At 48.5% G+C, this 15160-nt stretch carries 17 protein-coding genes and 1 tRNA gene; 10 read left to right on the top strand and 8 right to left on the bottom strand.

Going from position 1 to position 15160, the window contains the following annotated elements; genetic code table 11:
- Window positions 1–48: 48 nt before the first annotated feature.
- The 6 genes from IM753_RS02835 to gluQRS all read left to right on the top strand — a co-directional run bounded on the left by IM753_RS02835 (window position 49) and on the right by gluQRS (window position 4584).
- Entirely contained in the window at window positions 49–537 is a 489-nt protein-coding gene (locus tag IM753_RS02835) for a Fur family transcriptional regulator (RefSeq protein WP_062499196.1), read from the top strand.
- Window positions 524–1273: a metal ABC transporter ATP-binding protein gene (locus IM753_RS02830; protein ID WP_062499195.1), complete on the top strand. Its 750-nt coding sequence runs from the start codon at window positions 524–526 to the stop codon at window positions 1271–1273. The genes IM753_RS02835 and IM753_RS02830 overlap by 14 nt, the downstream gene beginning before the upstream one ends.
- A 2-nt stretch (window positions 1274–1275) precedes the next feature.
- Window positions 1276–2076 (top strand): metal ABC transporter permease, encoded by an 801-nt coding sequence (locus IM753_RS02825; protein WP_194108608.1) that lies wholly within the window; start codon window positions 1276–1278, stop codon window positions 2074–2076.
- A 192-nt stretch (window positions 2077–2268) separates the two neighbouring features.
- On the top strand, window positions 2269–3102 hold the full coding sequence (locus tag IM753_RS02820; protein WP_194108607.1) for a metallophosphoesterase: 834 nt from the start codon (window positions 2269–2271) through the stop codon (window positions 3100–3102).
- Window positions 3103–3233: 131 nt separating this feature from the next.
- Entirely contained in the window at window positions 3234–3650 is a 417-nt protein-coding gene (dksA, locus tag IM753_RS02815; protein WP_194108606.1) for an RNA polymerase-binding protein DksA, read from the top strand.
- 7 nt (window positions 3651–3657) lie between these two features.
- Window positions 3658–4584 (top strand): tRNA glutamyl-Q(34) synthetase GluQRS, encoded by a 927-nt coding sequence (gene gluQRS / locus IM753_RS02810; RefSeq protein ID WP_194108605.1) that lies wholly within the window; start codon window positions 3658–3660, stop codon window positions 4582–4584.
- A gap of 14 nt (window positions 4585–4598) precedes the next feature.
- Here gluQRS and IM753_RS02805 read toward each other — a convergent pair whose 3' ends face one another.
- Together IM753_RS02805 and murD are read right to left on the bottom strand one after the other, a co-directional pair.
- On the bottom strand, window positions 4599–5774 hold the full coding sequence (locus IM753_RS02805) for an FtsW/RodA/SpoVE family cell cycle protein (RefSeq protein WP_062501447.1): 1176 nt from the start codon (window positions 5772–5774) through the stop codon (window positions 4599–4601).
- A 270-nt stretch (window positions 5775–6044) separates the two neighbouring features.
- Window positions 6045–7436: a UDP-N-acetylmuramoyl-L-alanine--D-glutamate ligase gene (murD, locus tag IM753_RS02800; RefSeq protein WP_194108604.1), complete on the bottom strand. Its 1392-nt coding sequence runs from the start codon at window positions 7434–7436 to the stop codon at window positions 6045–6047.
- Between the two features lie 119 nt (window positions 7437–7555).
- Between murD and glnK the strand changes: the two genes are divergently transcribed.
- Complete coding sequence (glnK, locus tag IM753_RS02795; protein ID WP_029102928.1) at window positions 7556–7894, top strand: P-II family nitrogen regulator; 339 nt, start codon at window positions 7556–7558, stop codon at window positions 7892–7894.
- Window positions 7895–7951: 57 nt separating this feature from the next.
- Here the strand turns inward: glnK and IM753_RS02790 are convergent, their stop codons facing one another.
- The 3 genes from IM753_RS02790 to IM753_RS02780 all read right to left on the bottom strand — a co-directional run bounded on the left by IM753_RS02790 (window position 7952) and on the right by IM753_RS02780 (window position 9864).
- On the bottom strand, window positions 7952–8317 hold the full coding sequence (locus IM753_RS02790) for a hypothetical protein (protein ID WP_194108603.1): 366 nt from the start codon (window positions 8315–8317) through the stop codon (window positions 7952–7954).
- A 167-nt stretch (window positions 8318–8484) separates the two neighbouring features.
- Window positions 8485–8739: a hypothetical protein gene (locus tag IM753_RS02785; RefSeq protein ID WP_194108602.1), complete on the bottom strand. Its 255-nt coding sequence runs from the start codon at window positions 8737–8739 to the stop codon at window positions 8485–8487.
- A 9-nt stretch (window positions 8740–8748) separates the two neighbouring features.
- The gene (locus IM753_RS02780; RefSeq protein WP_194108601.1) at window positions 8749–9864 is read right to left on the bottom strand and encodes a DNA/RNA non-specific endonuclease; all 1116 of its coding nucleotides are present in this window, start codon (window positions 9862–9864) and stop codon (window positions 8749–8751) included.
- A 208-nt stretch (window positions 9865–10072) separates the two neighbouring features.
- Here IM753_RS02780 and mutY point away from each other — a divergent pair, with 208 nt between their 5' ends.
- Entirely contained in the window at window positions 10073–11218 is a 1146-nt protein-coding gene (gene mutY, locus IM753_RS02775) for an A/G-specific adenine glycosylase (protein WP_194108600.1), read from the top strand.
- Window positions 11219–11288: 70 nt separating this feature from the next.
- On the opposite strand, the gene IM753_RS02770 is transcribed toward mutY, so the two are convergent.
- The gene (locus IM753_RS02770; protein WP_194108599.1) at window positions 11289–12230 is read right to left on the bottom strand and encodes a polyprenyl synthetase family protein; all 942 of its coding nucleotides are present in this window, start codon (window positions 12228–12230) and stop codon (window positions 11289–11291) included.
- A gap of 131 nt (window positions 12231–12361) precedes the next feature.
- Here IM753_RS02770 and IM753_RS02765 point away from each other — a divergent pair.
- Window positions 12362–12437, top strand: a tRNA-Phe gene (locus tag IM753_RS02765).
- The gene (locus IM753_RS02760) at window positions 12405–12620 is read left to right on the top strand and encodes a hypothetical protein (protein ID WP_194108598.1); all 216 of its coding nucleotides are present in this window, start codon (window positions 12405–12407) and stop codon (window positions 12618–12620) included. Before IM753_RS02765 ends, IM753_RS02760 begins: the two co-directional genes overlap by 33 nt.
- Here IM753_RS02760 and rplS read toward each other — a convergent pair.
- Together rplS and glmS are read right to left on the bottom strand one after the other, a co-directional pair.
- A complete protein-coding gene (gene rplS, locus IM753_RS02755; protein WP_062501004.1) occupies window positions 12617–12985 on the bottom strand; it encodes a 50S ribosomal protein L19 in 369 nt (122 codons plus the stop codon). The two genes, IM753_RS02760 and rplS, sit on opposite strands and share 4 nt — an antisense overlap.
- Before the next feature lie 156 nt (window positions 12986–13141).
- Window positions 13142–14986: a glutamine--fructose-6-phosphate transaminase (isomerizing) gene (gene glmS, locus IM753_RS02750; RefSeq protein ID WP_194108597.1), complete on the bottom strand. Its 1845-nt coding sequence runs from the start codon at window positions 14984–14986 to the stop codon at window positions 13142–13144.
- Window positions 14987–15160 lie beyond the last annotated feature (174 nt).

The raw sequence follows: 15160 nt of genomic DNA, 5'->3' as shown, positions 1-15160 counted from the left end.
AGAAGTCTAATGTAATTTTATAATTTTAAACAACCAAAAGAGCCTATCATGACCGACCACGCCTGTCACTGCGTCCACGAACACCACGACCCAAAACAGCGTATGCTTGATGCCAAAGCCCACTGCGAAGCTCGTGGCGTGCGTTTTACGCCCTTGCGTGAAGAAGTGTACGGGCTGATTTTGGAAGCGGACAAGCCACTTGGGGCGTATGACCTTATCAGTGCCTTACAGTCTGCTCGCCACTCATCGGGGGCAAAAAACAAAAACATCGCTCCACCGACCATTTATCGTTCGTTAGAATTTTTGCTTGCCGAAGGGCTGATTCATCAGTTAAGCTCCATGAATGCTTATGTGCCATGTTGCCACCCACGCTCTCAGCACGCCGCCGCCTTTTTGATTTGCCAAAAATGCCAAAGCGTTGAAGAATGCTCTAACGTGCCTGTGGACGCCATTGTCAATTTTGCCAAAGATGACGCAGGATTTGACATAGAACGCACGGTCATTGAGCTAAAAGGCGTGTGCCGTGCCTGTCGCTAACACCGTCGCTAATACGGATGAGCTGTTTCGCCTAGATAAAGTCAGCTTTCATGTCGGTCAAAACAAGATTTTAACCGACATATCGCTCACCCTATCCAAAGGCGAAATGGTCAGTCTCATCGGTCCAAACGGGGCGGGCAAGTCCACGCTGGTCAAGCTCATTTTGGGCTTAAACAAACCCACATCAGGCGACATCATCAAGCACAACAGCGTGATAAGCTACGTCCCCCAAAAGTTTAGCATACCGAGCATTTTACCGCTCCGTGTCAAGGATTTGCTCGCCCAAGCAAACACCCAACGCCTAACGCCTGATGAGCGTGATTTTGTCCTACAAAAGCTATCACTCGCCCCCTTACTTGACCGCCAAATGCACCACCTATCAGGGGGCGAAACTCAGCGCGTCCTTATGGCAAGGGCGTTGCTTGACAAACCCGACCTGCTTATCTTAGACGAACCCATGCAAGGGCTAGACCCCGATAGCGAAGAGCTACTGTATGATTTTATAGACAGTATGCCCCCATTTTTGGCGTGTGCCATGCTCGTTGTGTCGCACGATTTGCACTGGGTCATGAAAGGTACTCGGCGTGTGGTCTGCCTAAACAAACACATCTGCTGTCAAGGCGTGCCGTCCGACATCGCTCATCTGCCTGAATTTGTTGCGTTATTTGGGCAATACCACAGCATCCACCAAGCCCCCTACATTCATCATCACGACCACTGTCAGCATACTCACTAACTATGAACGATTGGCTACCGATTATCGCCCCTGCTTGGCTTGCAGGTTCACTGCTTGCCCTACTGTCCGCCCCGCTTGGCTGTTTGGTGCTGTGGCGACGTATGGCGTTTTTTGCCGATACACTCGCTCATGGGGCATTGCTTGGCGTGGCGATTGGGGCGTGGCTATCTATCCCTGCCGACATGGGCGTGGGCGTGGTTAGCATAGGCGTGGTTATCACGCTGATGTTTTTGCAAGACAAGCGACTGCCGAGCGATGCCACGCTGTCGGTGCTTGCCGTGTCCCTGTTGTGTTTGGGGCTTTTAACACTTACCCAGCTTACCCAGCAACAAGCCAACGTGCTAGGCTTTTTGTTTGGTAGCCTACTTGACATGGATTGGGATGATTTGCCCCGCTTGGCGGTCATGGTTGGGGCAGGGCTTGCCTTTTTGGCGTGGATTTGGCAAAAACAGGTCAAACTTGCCACATCAGAAGCCCTAGCGTCTATCGCAGGCATCAATCCTAAGACCGAACAGCTCTTTTTTATGGGACTTCTGGCGGGGTTTTGTGCCGTTGCCATTCAAGCGGTTGGCAGTTTGCTCATCACAGGGCTACTTATCTTACCTGCTCTTATCGCTCGTCTGCTTGCCCATTCGCCCACACAAATGGTCGTCTTTGCCATGATAATCGCCCAAATCGCTGTAACCACAGGCGTGTGGGGAAGTGTGTGGCTTGACGTGCAAACGGGGCTTGCCATTGTCATGACGTTGGCGATTGGGTTTTTTGCGGTGTTTGGTGTGGGGAGGGTGTTGGGTAAGTCGTAAATTGGTAAATTGGTAAAATTACCCTTTTTAATTAAAATTGAAATCTGTTTGACATTCTTTATTTATCATATTTTTAAAAGGTATTATAGGGGTAACTCACATTTTCCCTATGAATTTGAACAAAATAATATTTAAACAAATGGCAATCTGCCCCACTCATTTACATTTAACCATATTTTAAACCACTCCACCATGACCTACCCCACCCACCTATCCGCTCCGTCCGATTTTATCATCGCTCAAATCAGCGATTTACATTTATCCACGCACGCCCCTACTAATACCGATAAATTTTTAAAGGTGTTGGATTTTGCCTTAACCTTTAAGCCCAATTTATTGTTACTCACAGGCGATTTGGTTAATGACGGCAATTTACCCCTTTATGATTGGCTGTTTGATACACTGGATAAAACACGCATTCCCTATCTGTGCTTGGCGGGCAATCATGACGTAACGCATGAGATAGGGCATGATTTGCCTTTTGATAAACGCACATTTCTCCCCATTGCCAAAGATGATAGGCTTATTGACACGCACCGCCTTGTCATAGAGCTACCCCACGCTACTTGGCAACTCTTGGCGGTCAATTCTGCCGTAGGCGGTCATATCTATGGGCGACTTGATGATGACAAACTTACCTTTTTAAAGACTCATCTAGCCCACGCCATGCCCACCCTTATCGCCCTGCACCACCACCCCACCCCTGTCGGCTCGGCATGGATAGATGAGTATATGTTGCAAAATGGCGATGAGTTTTGGGCGACTCTTACCCACGCCAATCAAGCCACTCATGCCACCGATACCGCCAACCGCCCCCATGTTCTCTGTGGGCACGTTCATCAGGCACATATCTTGCAACAGAACGGCGGAACGCTCTATACCTGCCCTGCCACGTCTCGCCAATTTGCCCCGTACCGAGATGATTTTGGTATTGATGATGTAGCGAGTGGTTTTCGTTTGCTACAATTACATAACAATCGTACGCTAGACACATGGGTCAAAAGGCTGGATAATAGCGGGTTTTAAAAATAAGCTAGTCCCTAATTTTTTTATGGAATTACTTGAAAAATCCAAACATATCCCCATTTAGGACGCAATTTTTTGAGTGTTAATTTTTTCATGCTTGGTCAAATTGACCGTTTTTAAAGGATAAACGCATGGCAAACGCCACTTTCACCCCCTACACCCCCGCCAAAGACGAAGAATATATGTCGGACGCTCAGTTGGAGCATTTTCGCACGATTTTGGTAAACTGGAAAACCGAACTGCTTGCCGAAGCCGAACGCACCAAGGACTACATTAACGAAGAGACAGGGGCAATGGCGGACATCAATGACCGTGCCACCCAAGAAGAAGAGTTTGCCCTAGCTCTACGCACCCGAGACCGTGAGCGTAAACTGGTGCGTAAGATTGATAAATCACTTGCCGAGATTGATACAGGCGATTATGGGTTTTGTGAGACGTGTGGCACGGAGATTGGGCTAAAACGCCTAGAAGCCCGCCCCACCGCCACGCAATGCATTGACTGCAAAACCATGTCCGAGATGAAAGAAAAGCAAAATCACGGACACTAAGCCTGCCATGAACCCACGCCCCATTATCGGTCGCTTTGCCCCGTCCCCGACTGGGGCGTTGCATTTGGGGTCGCTGTGTACTGCTTTGGCAAGCTATTGTCATATCAAATCATTGGGCGGACAGTGGCTTGTGCGGATTGAAGACGTGGATTTTGAGCGGTGCAAGCCTGATTATGCCACGTCTATCTTGACTGATTTGGATAATTTAGGACTACACTCGGACGGCGAAATCCTATTTCAGTCCAAACGGACGGATATTTATGATGAGTATTTAAGTTACTTGTCAAATATCACTTATCATTGTACCTGCTCTCGCAAGGACTTGTCCGCCCTATCCATACCTGCGTTGAGCTTTTATGACGTTAATATCAAAGATTTACACCTTGCTCCGATTTATCCCCGTTTGTGTTTGCACAAAAATTTAACCGACAACAAAATCCGCCTATGCCTGCCTGACGTGCTGACTGCTTTTTTTGACGGCATACAAGGCGTGATATGGGACAATCCTGCCAAAAGTCTCGGCGATGTGGTTGTCAAACGCCAAAATGGCATGATAAACTACATACTCGCCTGCACCATTGATGACGGCTTGCAAGGGATAACGCACGTCATGCGGGGGCTTGACATTATGCCGATGACAGTCGCCCAGCTTTTTATCGCCAAAGCGTGCCGACTGCCCACCCCTCACTATTTTTATCATCTGCCCCTGCTTGTCAATGCTGACGGGCAAAAACTCTCCAAACAAAACCTTGCCACCCCGATAGATACCACCACGCCTGATAAAGTGAGTGATTTACTCTTTACTGCTTTAACCTTGCTTGGGCAAAATCCGCCAACAGAGCTACAAAAAGAGACGCCCGACACGATACTCATGTGGGCGGTTAGGCATTGGGATAATGGCGTGTTACAAGGGGCAACATTGGGGGCGGTTTAAACACCCCAACCCTTTTAATACTCTCTGTTTTTATTTTCCAGATAAATTCGCTCGCTTTCTTTGTCCGCCTTTAAAATCATGGCAATCATGATAAGTGCCATCAGCATGGACGAACCGCCAAAGCTATAAAATGGCAAGGTCAAGCCCTTGGTTGGCATAAGCCCCATGTTCATGCCTGCATTAATCAGCACTTGCCCAAAAATCACCACGCCAAAGCCAAATACCATGTAGCTAAGACGCAGTTGGCGACGTTTTAGGGCGGTATGGCTGATTCTCATAATCGTCGCCACAATCAGCACTTCAAGCAGTAACACAAACGCCACCCCCAAAAAACCCAACTCTTCGCCCGTGATGGCTAGGATAAAGTCGGTATGAGCTTCGGGCAGGTGCGATAATTTTTGCACGCTGTTGCCATAGCCCACCCCATCAAACTCCCCCCGCCCAAAGGCTATCAGACTGCGAGACAGCTGATAATCGGTGTCCTGCACGTCATCAAACGGCTCCCAAAACGACATGAGTCGCTCTTTACGATAATCCGACGACAGCAGTCCATAAACCAACGCAGGCACGAACACCGCCGACACCAACGCCACATAATGCGGTAATGGCACCCCACTGACAAACAAAATAATACTCGCTGTGGCGATAATCACCGCCACCGAACCGTAGTCAGGTTGCCACAAAATCAGGGCAATCATCGGCAAATACCACACCGTCAGTCGCCACCCTGCAATCAGACTGCCCCGCACTTCTGCCGACCGTCTGACCACATAGTCAGCAATGATAAGCACCATCAGCAGTTTGACAAATTCAGACGTCTGAAAATTAAACACCCCAAAGTCAAGCCATCGCTGTGAACCATTAATGACCGTCCCTGTGATGAGCGTTACTATCAACAGTAACAGTGCCACAAGCCATGCCAACACCAACAGTCCAATTTCAAAATACCACTTCAAGGGAAAGCGATACACCACCATGCCCGCCAACAAACCGATAACAATATAAGTCGCCTGTGAATAAAAAAAGGTCATGGGCGACAAGCCTTTGGTCATCGCAAACGGCACTGACGCTGACGCCATCATCAAAAGACTCATGGACAGCAATAAAAACAGGCTCGTCATCAACACCGTCCGAGCAGACGGTACATAGGGCGATGTGGCTATCGTCGTGGGGATGTTAAAAAAACTCATGACAGGGCAATGCTTGGGAAAATTTGGGGCTATATTATAAACCAAATCTCTGCTAAATGCTTGATTATTTGGCAAAAATTTGGGGAGGTTAGAAAGGCTTGGGCAAAAGTTGCGTAGGTTTTGGGTAGGGTTTTGGGTGGGGTTTGGTGTTGCCTAAATTATAAGGGTGAGATTCACCTTGGCAAAGTCAATACACCATTATAGGGCAAATGTAATTTGCTCCTACAACCTACCCAAAACATGTGATTGACCATACCAACCATCACCCAATCACGCCAACGCCGTGACACATGCCACAAACCGCTCGCCACGCTCATTATAGCTTTTAAATTGGTCTAGGCTTGCACACGCAGGCGACAGTAGCACAACTTTGGCAGAGCTTTGACTGGCAAGCTCCACCGCTTTGTCAAGCGTGCCTACTTGTGTCATTTTGCTTGCCAAATCAGGGCTGTTTGCCAATGTTTTTTCTATCAAGTTAGCATCTTGTCCGATAAGATAAATGCTGTCGGCAAACTGTTCGGCAAAAGGGGCAAGCTCAGCAAAATCTTGCCCCTTGCCCTGACCGCCCAAAATCAAGGCAAGCGACTGCTCGCCATACACCGCCCCAAGCCCGTCAATGGCGGAGAGTGTCGCCCCGATATTTGTGCCTTTTGAGTCGTTAAAATACACCTTACCACCCACGTCCGCCACATATTCACAGCGGTGTGGCAAACCCTTAAATGTCCGTAGCACGTCAAGCATGGCACTCATGTCAAGCCCCACCGCACTGCCCAAGGCTAAGGCGGATAAGGCGTTGAGCAGGTTGTGTTTGCCCTTAATCAGAATTTCATCAGATGAGATGAGTTTGTCGCCATTATGACACAGCCAAATGATTTCGCCTTCGCCATTGTCATCACGCTCGCCTTTTAAACAAAAGTCCGCCGAAAAGCCCTCGCCAATCTCCCCTGACGTACTTATCATCTGAGCGTGTTTGGGCAGATGAGCGATACAGGTGCGAGCAAGCTCTTTGTCGTCCAGCCACACCACCGCATTTTTGGCATCATCAAAAATGCGTAATTTTTGGGCAAGGTATCCTGCCATGTCGCCATGACGGTCTAAGTGGTCGGCAGATAAATTCAAAATGGTCGCCACGTCTGCCCCAAGCCCGCTCATCATTTCAAGCTGAAAGCTAGACAATTCAAGCACCGCCATGTCCATGCCGTCAATATTCAATAAATCAAGAGCAGGCGTGCCGATATTGCCACCCACACCCGCCTTTTTGCCCGACTTTTGTGCCATAAGTCCGACCAGCGTGGTTACGGTGGATTTGGCGTTGGAACCTGTAATGGCGATAATGGGCGTGTGCGTGCCGTTGTCCGTATCTCGCTTTTTTAGATTTTCAATAAACACTTGTACATCGCTCACTACGCTCACGCCCTGCTCTATGGCTTGGGCTATGGCGGGTGTGGTGGGGTCGATACCAGGGCTGATGACGACTTTGTCCGAAGCGAGCAAAACATCGGCATGGATACCGCCAAAATAAGTCGCCACACCGCTTGGCAATTTGTCCGCCAACGGGGGAAAATTACCGTCCGTAACGGCAACCGTATGCCCTTGATTTATCAAAAATTGAACCGCAGACAGTCCAGAACCGCCTAAACCGATGACCGTGTAATTTGCCATGAATGTGCCTTTTTTAAATGCTAAATAATCATTATTCTATCAGAATTGGCGTGGGCGTTGTTGGATTTTTGCCAAAATTGTCATATAATGACAAAAGCTACTTGCCAATAAGGATTTTTATGAAACTTGTTACCGCCATTATTAAACCCTTTAAACTGGATGATGTCCGTGAAGCCTTGTCGGACATTGGTGTGAACGGCATTACCATCACCGAAGTTAAGGGCTTTGGTCGCCAAAAAGGGCATACCGAGATGTATCGTGGGGCGGAATATGTGGTGGATTTTTTGCCAAAGGTTAAGCTAGAAATCGCCTGTGCTGATGACATGGTTGATGGCGTCATCGGTGCTATTATTGACACCGCCAACACAGGTAAAATTGGCGATGGCAAGATTTTTGTCACGCCATTAGAGCAAGTCATTCGCATTCGCACGGGCGAGACGGACGAGAATGCCCTATAAAAGAAACCCCACCGAAGTGGGGTTTTGTGTGCTTGACTGTTTAAACCAGCCTTGGACTTACTGTCTGACACCTGTTTGAGTGCCTGCTTTACTTTTGATGGTAATGCTGTTGCCGTTTACGGTGATGTTGGCAGTGCCTGAGATGGGCAAGGTTGGGTGCTTGCCTTTACCTGCATATTTGCCACCGCCTTGGGCTTTGATGTCTCTGATGACGGTCGTGCCTTCACGCTTTTTGGCTTTTTCGGTCAAGCCTTTGGTCATCACAGCTTGGTAGCCACTGCCTGACTTGCTGATTTTGATGATGGCTTTGGCTTCGCCTTTTTCGCTCATTTTCCAGTTACCCACAATAGCGTCATCATTGGCAAATGCACTGGCAGATACTGCCACACCCAGACCGATGGCAAGTAGTTTGTTCAATTTCATGGCTTACTCCTGTTTACAAAAATCTAATTAATCCAAGCCAGTCAGTACTCGTACTGACAACTGTTTACCCATTATAAACAAGGATTTTTTAAATTGCAAACATTAACTTTGTAAGCCATTTGCCTTTTTGTAATTGCTTGGTAAAAATATTTCTGCCTAGGGCATGTCTACTCAAAAGGGTTATCTACCATGACTACTTTGGATGAGTCTTTGTCAGCAGTAGCAGGCAAATCTTGACCGCCTAACTCATCAAACGCCCCGCAAAGTGCCTGTGCAAAGTCAAGCAATGCCTGTGCCTGTGCCTTACCCGCCTGCGTTTTGGCAATTTCCACATCACCACTGATGATGACACTGTCCGTGCCATTTTCTATGGTCAAAGCCCCGATTTGTAGGACTTCGCTGTCATTGTCAAAGACATTCATCGCTCCACCTTATTTTAACAAACTCATCACAAATTCCACCAACAACACCAAAATCGCAAGCCAACCTTCTGTATCACCCCCTTTATCCACGCTGTCCACACTCTCAGACAAAGGGGGCAAATTAAAAGCCGATGACTGCACCTGTGGCGACAGCGACGGCATGGCGTTAATACCCGTACGTTCGGACAGCTCGGCAAGACTGATATGCTCGACCACGCCTGCTTCATTATTGGGCGTATAGTACACGCCTGCACGGTTGATGCTGGGGACATAGACTGCCTTAAAAAAGTGGCTCGGCACCAGTACGCCATCGCCGATTTTGGCGATTTGACGACCTTGGAACACCACGCCCGTCACGACATACAGCTCGCCATATTTGACCGTCAAGTTGCGTGTGTTTTTTTCGATGTCTTGCCATACGCCACGATTATGAGCGTTGTTTTGAGGGGCGATGTTGGCAAGGCTAAAACTGTCAAACTGCTGTGAGCCGTCCGCCATGTCGCCATTGGGCGATAAATGCCCCCTGTCATAGCCCGAACGGCGATAGTCATTGAGCGTTGCTCGCACGTTTGCAGGCAGGCGACTCTCTTCATGAAAGCTGTCTTTGCGAGCCAATGAACGTGCCTGATTAATGCGCTCACGGGTCAGGTACTCGGCAGAGTAGATGGGCGTGCGTGAGATACCCGAATACAGCACGGCAAAGCCGTCAAAGCACAGCTCATAATTTTTACGAGCCAATTTTTGCCCTTTGGTACCAACCAACTGCGGGGTGGTATTGGCATAAAAATGCTCAGGACAACTGGCAAGACTCTGGGCGGTGTTCGCTGTCGTCCGCTGTCCCACAAAAACTCCGACAGGCTCATCTGATGTCGCCAAACCCGTGGACTGACCCACCACATAACCCCCGTCATGAGCCGTAGCATAAGCGGTGGCAGTGTTTGAACTATTGGCGTTATGAGCGTTGTGGTTTTGGGTATGATTGTGGTCGTCAGCATAAGCCGTCGCCACGTTATCGCCATAGGCAACGGCGGTGTTATTGGCGTAAGCACTGTGGCAGGACAACAGTACCAAGGCAAGCCCCCACAGATGGAATGGGCGAGTGCCTGATGAGTAGAGATAGGACATGGTATTAGCTACTTAAAATGCGTGCCATTATACCCGATTTTTGGTGTGAGCGGTAGGATTATCAGGATTTCTAAGCTTTCAATCTCTGGCACTATGGCAAAGATTGGGTTTATCATATTTACCCCAAACTCATCTCTGCTCATGGAAAATTGGCAAATCATCCCCATAATCACGTTTTCTGTTATCTTGGACTTATTTATCCCCACCCATGAACCACACCACTTTTGCCCCACGCCTGCTCACTTGGTTTGCCACGCACGGTCGTCATGACTTGCCTTGGCAATATCATCATGCCGACACGTCCGACATTTATGCCGTTTGGCTGTCTGAGATTATGCTTCAACAAACGCAAGTCGCCACCGTTTTGGGTTATTTTGGGCGGTTTATGGATACATTTCCCACCGTGCAAGACCTAGCAAATGCCGACTGGGATAACGTAGCAAGCCTATGGGCGGGGCTTGGCTACTACGCTCGGGCAAGAAATCTGCATCAAGGGGCAAAGCAAGTGGCGGATTATGTCGCCACGCATGGGCATTTCCCACAGACGATAGACGAATGGCAAAACGTGCGTGGCGTGGGACGCTCCACCGCAGGGGCGATAGTGGCGATGGGCGTGCGTGGGCGTGGCGTGATATGCGATGGCAACGTCAAGCGAGTACTGACACGCTGGGCAGGCATAGACGGCGACATCACAAAATCCGCCACCGACAAGGTGCTGTGGGAGCTTGCCGACACACTCACGCCCACAGACGAGAGCGGTAAGTTCGCCCAAGCGATGATGGATTTGGGGGCGACTGTCTGCACTCGCACTCGCCCTGCTTGCACGTCTTGCCCGCTATCAGACGACTGCACCGCCCATAAGAACGGCAATCCCACCGCTTATCCTGTCAAAGCCAAAAAGGCAGACAAACCCCACCGTCATTCGCTCGTGTTTGCTCTGATATATGATGATAAGCTCTTATGGATAAAACGCCAAAGCGATACAGGGGCAGGCATTTGGGACGGACTGTACGCCTTGCCCATGCTGATGATAAATGATAAACAAGGCGATATGCCCCATGATTTACATCACGCCAAAACCATGCATGATAAATACGCCCACGCCCATAAGCCTAGCCTTGCTGAAAGTCAAGTTTTGGATAATTTGCCAAACATTACCATCAATCACCCCAAAACTATCAAACACACACTCACGCATTTTCATTGGCATTTGTCACTGGTTTATATAAGCATTGATAAAATGCTTTATGAGAAAATCAACCACGCTCTAACCGCCATTCATGCTGATTTTGTTTGGCAAAAAGGGTGTGATGGGCTGGGCGTACCAAAGGCGATGGGGAAATTAGTAGGGTAGGCTTGAAAAGGTTATTAATTCAAATCGTAAAACTAAAAATTTGAAATTTTTCCAAACATCAAAACTCTGTTTAATAATCCCGTTTTTGTAGCCAATCCACCATTTGCAAAAGTAGGTTATCATCGCCCAAATCCGCCACTTGCCCTCTTGCCTTATCAAAGAGTTTATCAGCATAGGCACGGGCGTTATCCACGCCAAACAGTTTGACATAAGTGGATTTGTCCAGCTTTTCATCACTGCCTGCCATTTTGCCAAGCGTTTGGGTGTCCGCCACGACATCTAGCACATCGTCTTGCACCTGATAGGCAAGCCCGATGAGCCGTGCATACTCGCCAAGGCTTGCCATACGCTCATCAGACGCACCGCCACACACCGCTCCCATCAACACACTAGCTTCTATCAACGCCCCTGTTTTGTCCTTGTGAATGGCTTCTAGCTCATCTTGGCTAAGCTGTTTTTGCTCACCGCTCAAATCCGCCTGTTGCCCTGCCACCATACGCCGAGCGTTGGGAGCAAGTATGCCAAGTAGCCTTGCCACGACATCAGCCCCAACCGCCCCGAGCTCATAATCTCCGCCCAACACATCAAAGGCAAGCGACTGCAATACATCGCCTGTCAGCACCGCCGCCCCTTCGCCATAAACCACATGACAAGTCGGCTTGCCACGGCGTAGCTCATCATCGTCCATAGACGGTAGGTCATCATGCACAAGCGAATAACCATGCACGCACTCTATGGCAAGCATGGCACGGCGTACCGCTCCAAAGGCAGGCATATCCACACGCCCCCCAACTGCCAAAAAAGTCGCCAATACAAGCAAAGGACGCACCCGTTTGCCACCGTTAGAAATGGCATAGCGAGACGCTTCACCCAAGGGGTGTGGCAGATTGGCAGTGTCAAATAATAGGTCAAAATCTGCCATTAGCTGATTTTTGGTAAAATCTTGTACGCTGTTTAAATCATCGGTGTGCAATTTACTCATGTCCGCCCCCACGTCAAAAAACGCTATCATACCCCAAAATGCAAGGATTTTGGGTAAAAATCATCGGTTTTTAAAAATTTTTCAAAAAATATGCAAAAAGTGCTTGCAAAGTTTTTAAAATCATATATAATACGCACCACTTAGCCAATAAAGCTAAACATGGCGCGGTAGCTCAGTCGGGAGAGCAACGGATTGAAAATCCGTGTGTCGGCAGTTCGATCCTGCCCCACGCCACCATATTTTAAAACACTCAACTTCGGTTGGGTGTTTTTTGTTGTGCGTGATAAAAATAATGCCATCAAAGGATGTATTCAGCACGCCCATTGGCATATTTTAAAATCAAATGAGCATAAAGCCAAACCACAAAAAACCCTGCCATGTCAGCAGGGTTTTGATTGGGTAAATCAGATAAGACATTAAGCGTCTTTTTTGGCACCCAATTTTTCTTTGATACGGGCAGACTTACCAGAACGCTCACGTAGGTAGTAAAGTTTGGCACGGCGAACATCACCACGACGCTTAACTTCGATACCACCGATGATTGGTGAGTGTAGTTGGAATGCACGCTCAACACCCACACCGCTTGAAATCTTACGTACGGTGAAAGATGAGTTGAGACCACGGTTACGCTTAGCGATAACCACGCCTTCAAAGGCTTGTAGACGCTCTTTGTCGCCTTCTTGGACACGAACTTTAACCACAACAGTATCACCAGGGGCGAATGAAGGGTGGTCTTTTAGCTGTGATTGTTCAATTTGTTGAACCAGGGGATGTTTGTTACTCATGGAATACTCCAATAAATGACATAGGCTCATACCTTTCTACATGGCTCAAAGGTCGCATATCATATCATCATCAGATTGAAAAACTCAATCCACGTCCGAGCCACACGGACACATAAAACGGCTCATTATAATAAAAAGCCAAACAAAAATCAAGGGTTATTCCACTGTCACCGACTTGGCAAGGTTACGGGGTTTGTCCACGTCCGTACCACGCACCAAGGCGACATGATAGGAGAGCAGTTGCACGGCAATGGTATGGACAATGGGCGATAACACTCCGATATGGCGTGGCGTGCGAATGACGTGTACGCCGTCTGTTTCGGTAAAGTCGCTGTCAAGGTCGGATAAGACAAACAGCTCGCCACCCCTAGCTCCAACCTCTTGCATATTGGCTTTGACCTTATCAAGCAGTTTGTCATTGGGGGCGATGACCACCACGGGCATGTTTTCATCAACGAGTGCCAAAGGACCATGTTTGAGTTCGCCTGCAGGATAAGCCTCGGCATGGATATAGGTCAGCTCTTTTAATTTTAACGCCCCTTCTAGGGCAATCGGATAATGAATGCCACGCCCCAGATATAACGCAGATGGCTTGGTGGCAAACTCTTTTGCCCATACGGCAAGCTGTGGCTCTAAGTTTAAGGCGTGCTGTATGCTCCCTGGCAACTGACGTAAATCATCAGCATAGCCTACCAACTCATCATCAGACACATGCCCACGAAGTTTGGCAAGCGTCACTGCCAGTCCAAACAAAATCACAAGCTGGGTGGTAAATGCCTTAGTACTCGCCACGCCAATCTCTGCCCCTGCTCGGGTATAGATGGCAAGCGTACTGGCTCGGGGCAAGGCAGATTCTAATACATTACAAATAGATAGGCTGTACTCATGCCCTTGGGATTGGGCGTACTTTAACGCCTCCATCGTGTCTAGGGTCTCGCCCGACTGGCTAATCGTGATGATAAGCTCATCAGGGTCAGCGATGACATCACGGTAGCGATATTCGCTAGCTATCTCTACATCGGTACGAATACGAGCGATGGATTCTAGCCAATATTTGCCCGTGAGTGCCGAATAATAAGACGTGCCACAGGCTAGGATTTTTATGCTTTTAGTTTTTGAGAAAATCTCTGGGGCATGCTCACCAAAATTCTCTGACACAAAACCGCCATCTAGGAAAATTTCTGCCGTATCCGCCACCGCTTTTGGCTGTTCATAAATCTCTTTTTGCATAAAGTGGCTATACCCACCCAGCTCCAAACTTGCCAATGACAGCTCGGAAGTTTTTACCGCACGCTCGGTTTTGTCGCCATTTTTATCAAGGAGCATGTCAATGCCGTTAGCGGATAACAAAGCAATATCGCCATCTTCTAAATAAGTGACTTTACGGGTAAAGGCAATGACTGCCGACACATCGGATGCGATAAATACTTCTTCATCGCCAAATGCCACCAGGAGCGGACAGCCCATGCGAGCCACCACCATGTGAGCAGGGTCATCATGGCACATCACAGCAATGGCAAATGCCCCATGAAAACGACTGCACGCTGTTTGTACTGCACGGTACAAATCCTTGCCGTTATTTTCGTATTCGTGGCGGACGCTGTGAGCGATGACTTCGGTGTCGGTTTGCGATTCAAATTCATAACCCAATGCTTCTAGGCGAGTACGTTCGGCTTCAAAATTCTCAATAATGCCGTTATGCACCACCGAGATGAGTCCGCCTGAGATGTGCGGGTGAGCGTTTGACTCGGTAACACCGCCATGTGTTGCCCAGCGGGTATGTCCGATGCCGATATGACCTGTCAGCCCTTTTTGCCTGACCGCCTCTTCCATGAGAGCGACACGCCCCACACGACGAACTCGTTTAATCTTTTGTTCGCTCTCACTATAGACCGCAATGCCTGACGAGTCATAGCCACGATATTCTAGGCGTTTTAGCCCGTCTGTTAAAAAATCCACCACATTGGCATGGGCACGAATTGCCCCAACGATACCGCACATATTTGTTCCTTAGTATCTGGTTAATGTTACAATGACAAAGATTGCCACAAAAAGTCCTACCCCAAATCGTTAGGTAAGGCGTGTATTATAGCAGATTTGGCAGTCGCTGTGACATCTGCTTTGGTGGTAGTTTTGCAACGCCCCCCCCCTTTTTTTTCCTTTGCAAACCCCACC

It is taken from the genome of Moraxella sp. K127, assembly GCF_015223095.1.
Taxonomy (GTDB): domain Bacteria; phylum Pseudomonadota; class Gammaproteobacteria; order Pseudomonadales; family Moraxellaceae; genus Moraxella.
The sequence above is the reverse complement of the archived record's forward strand: the minus strand, read 5'-3'. Positions and strand labels throughout refer to the sequence as shown.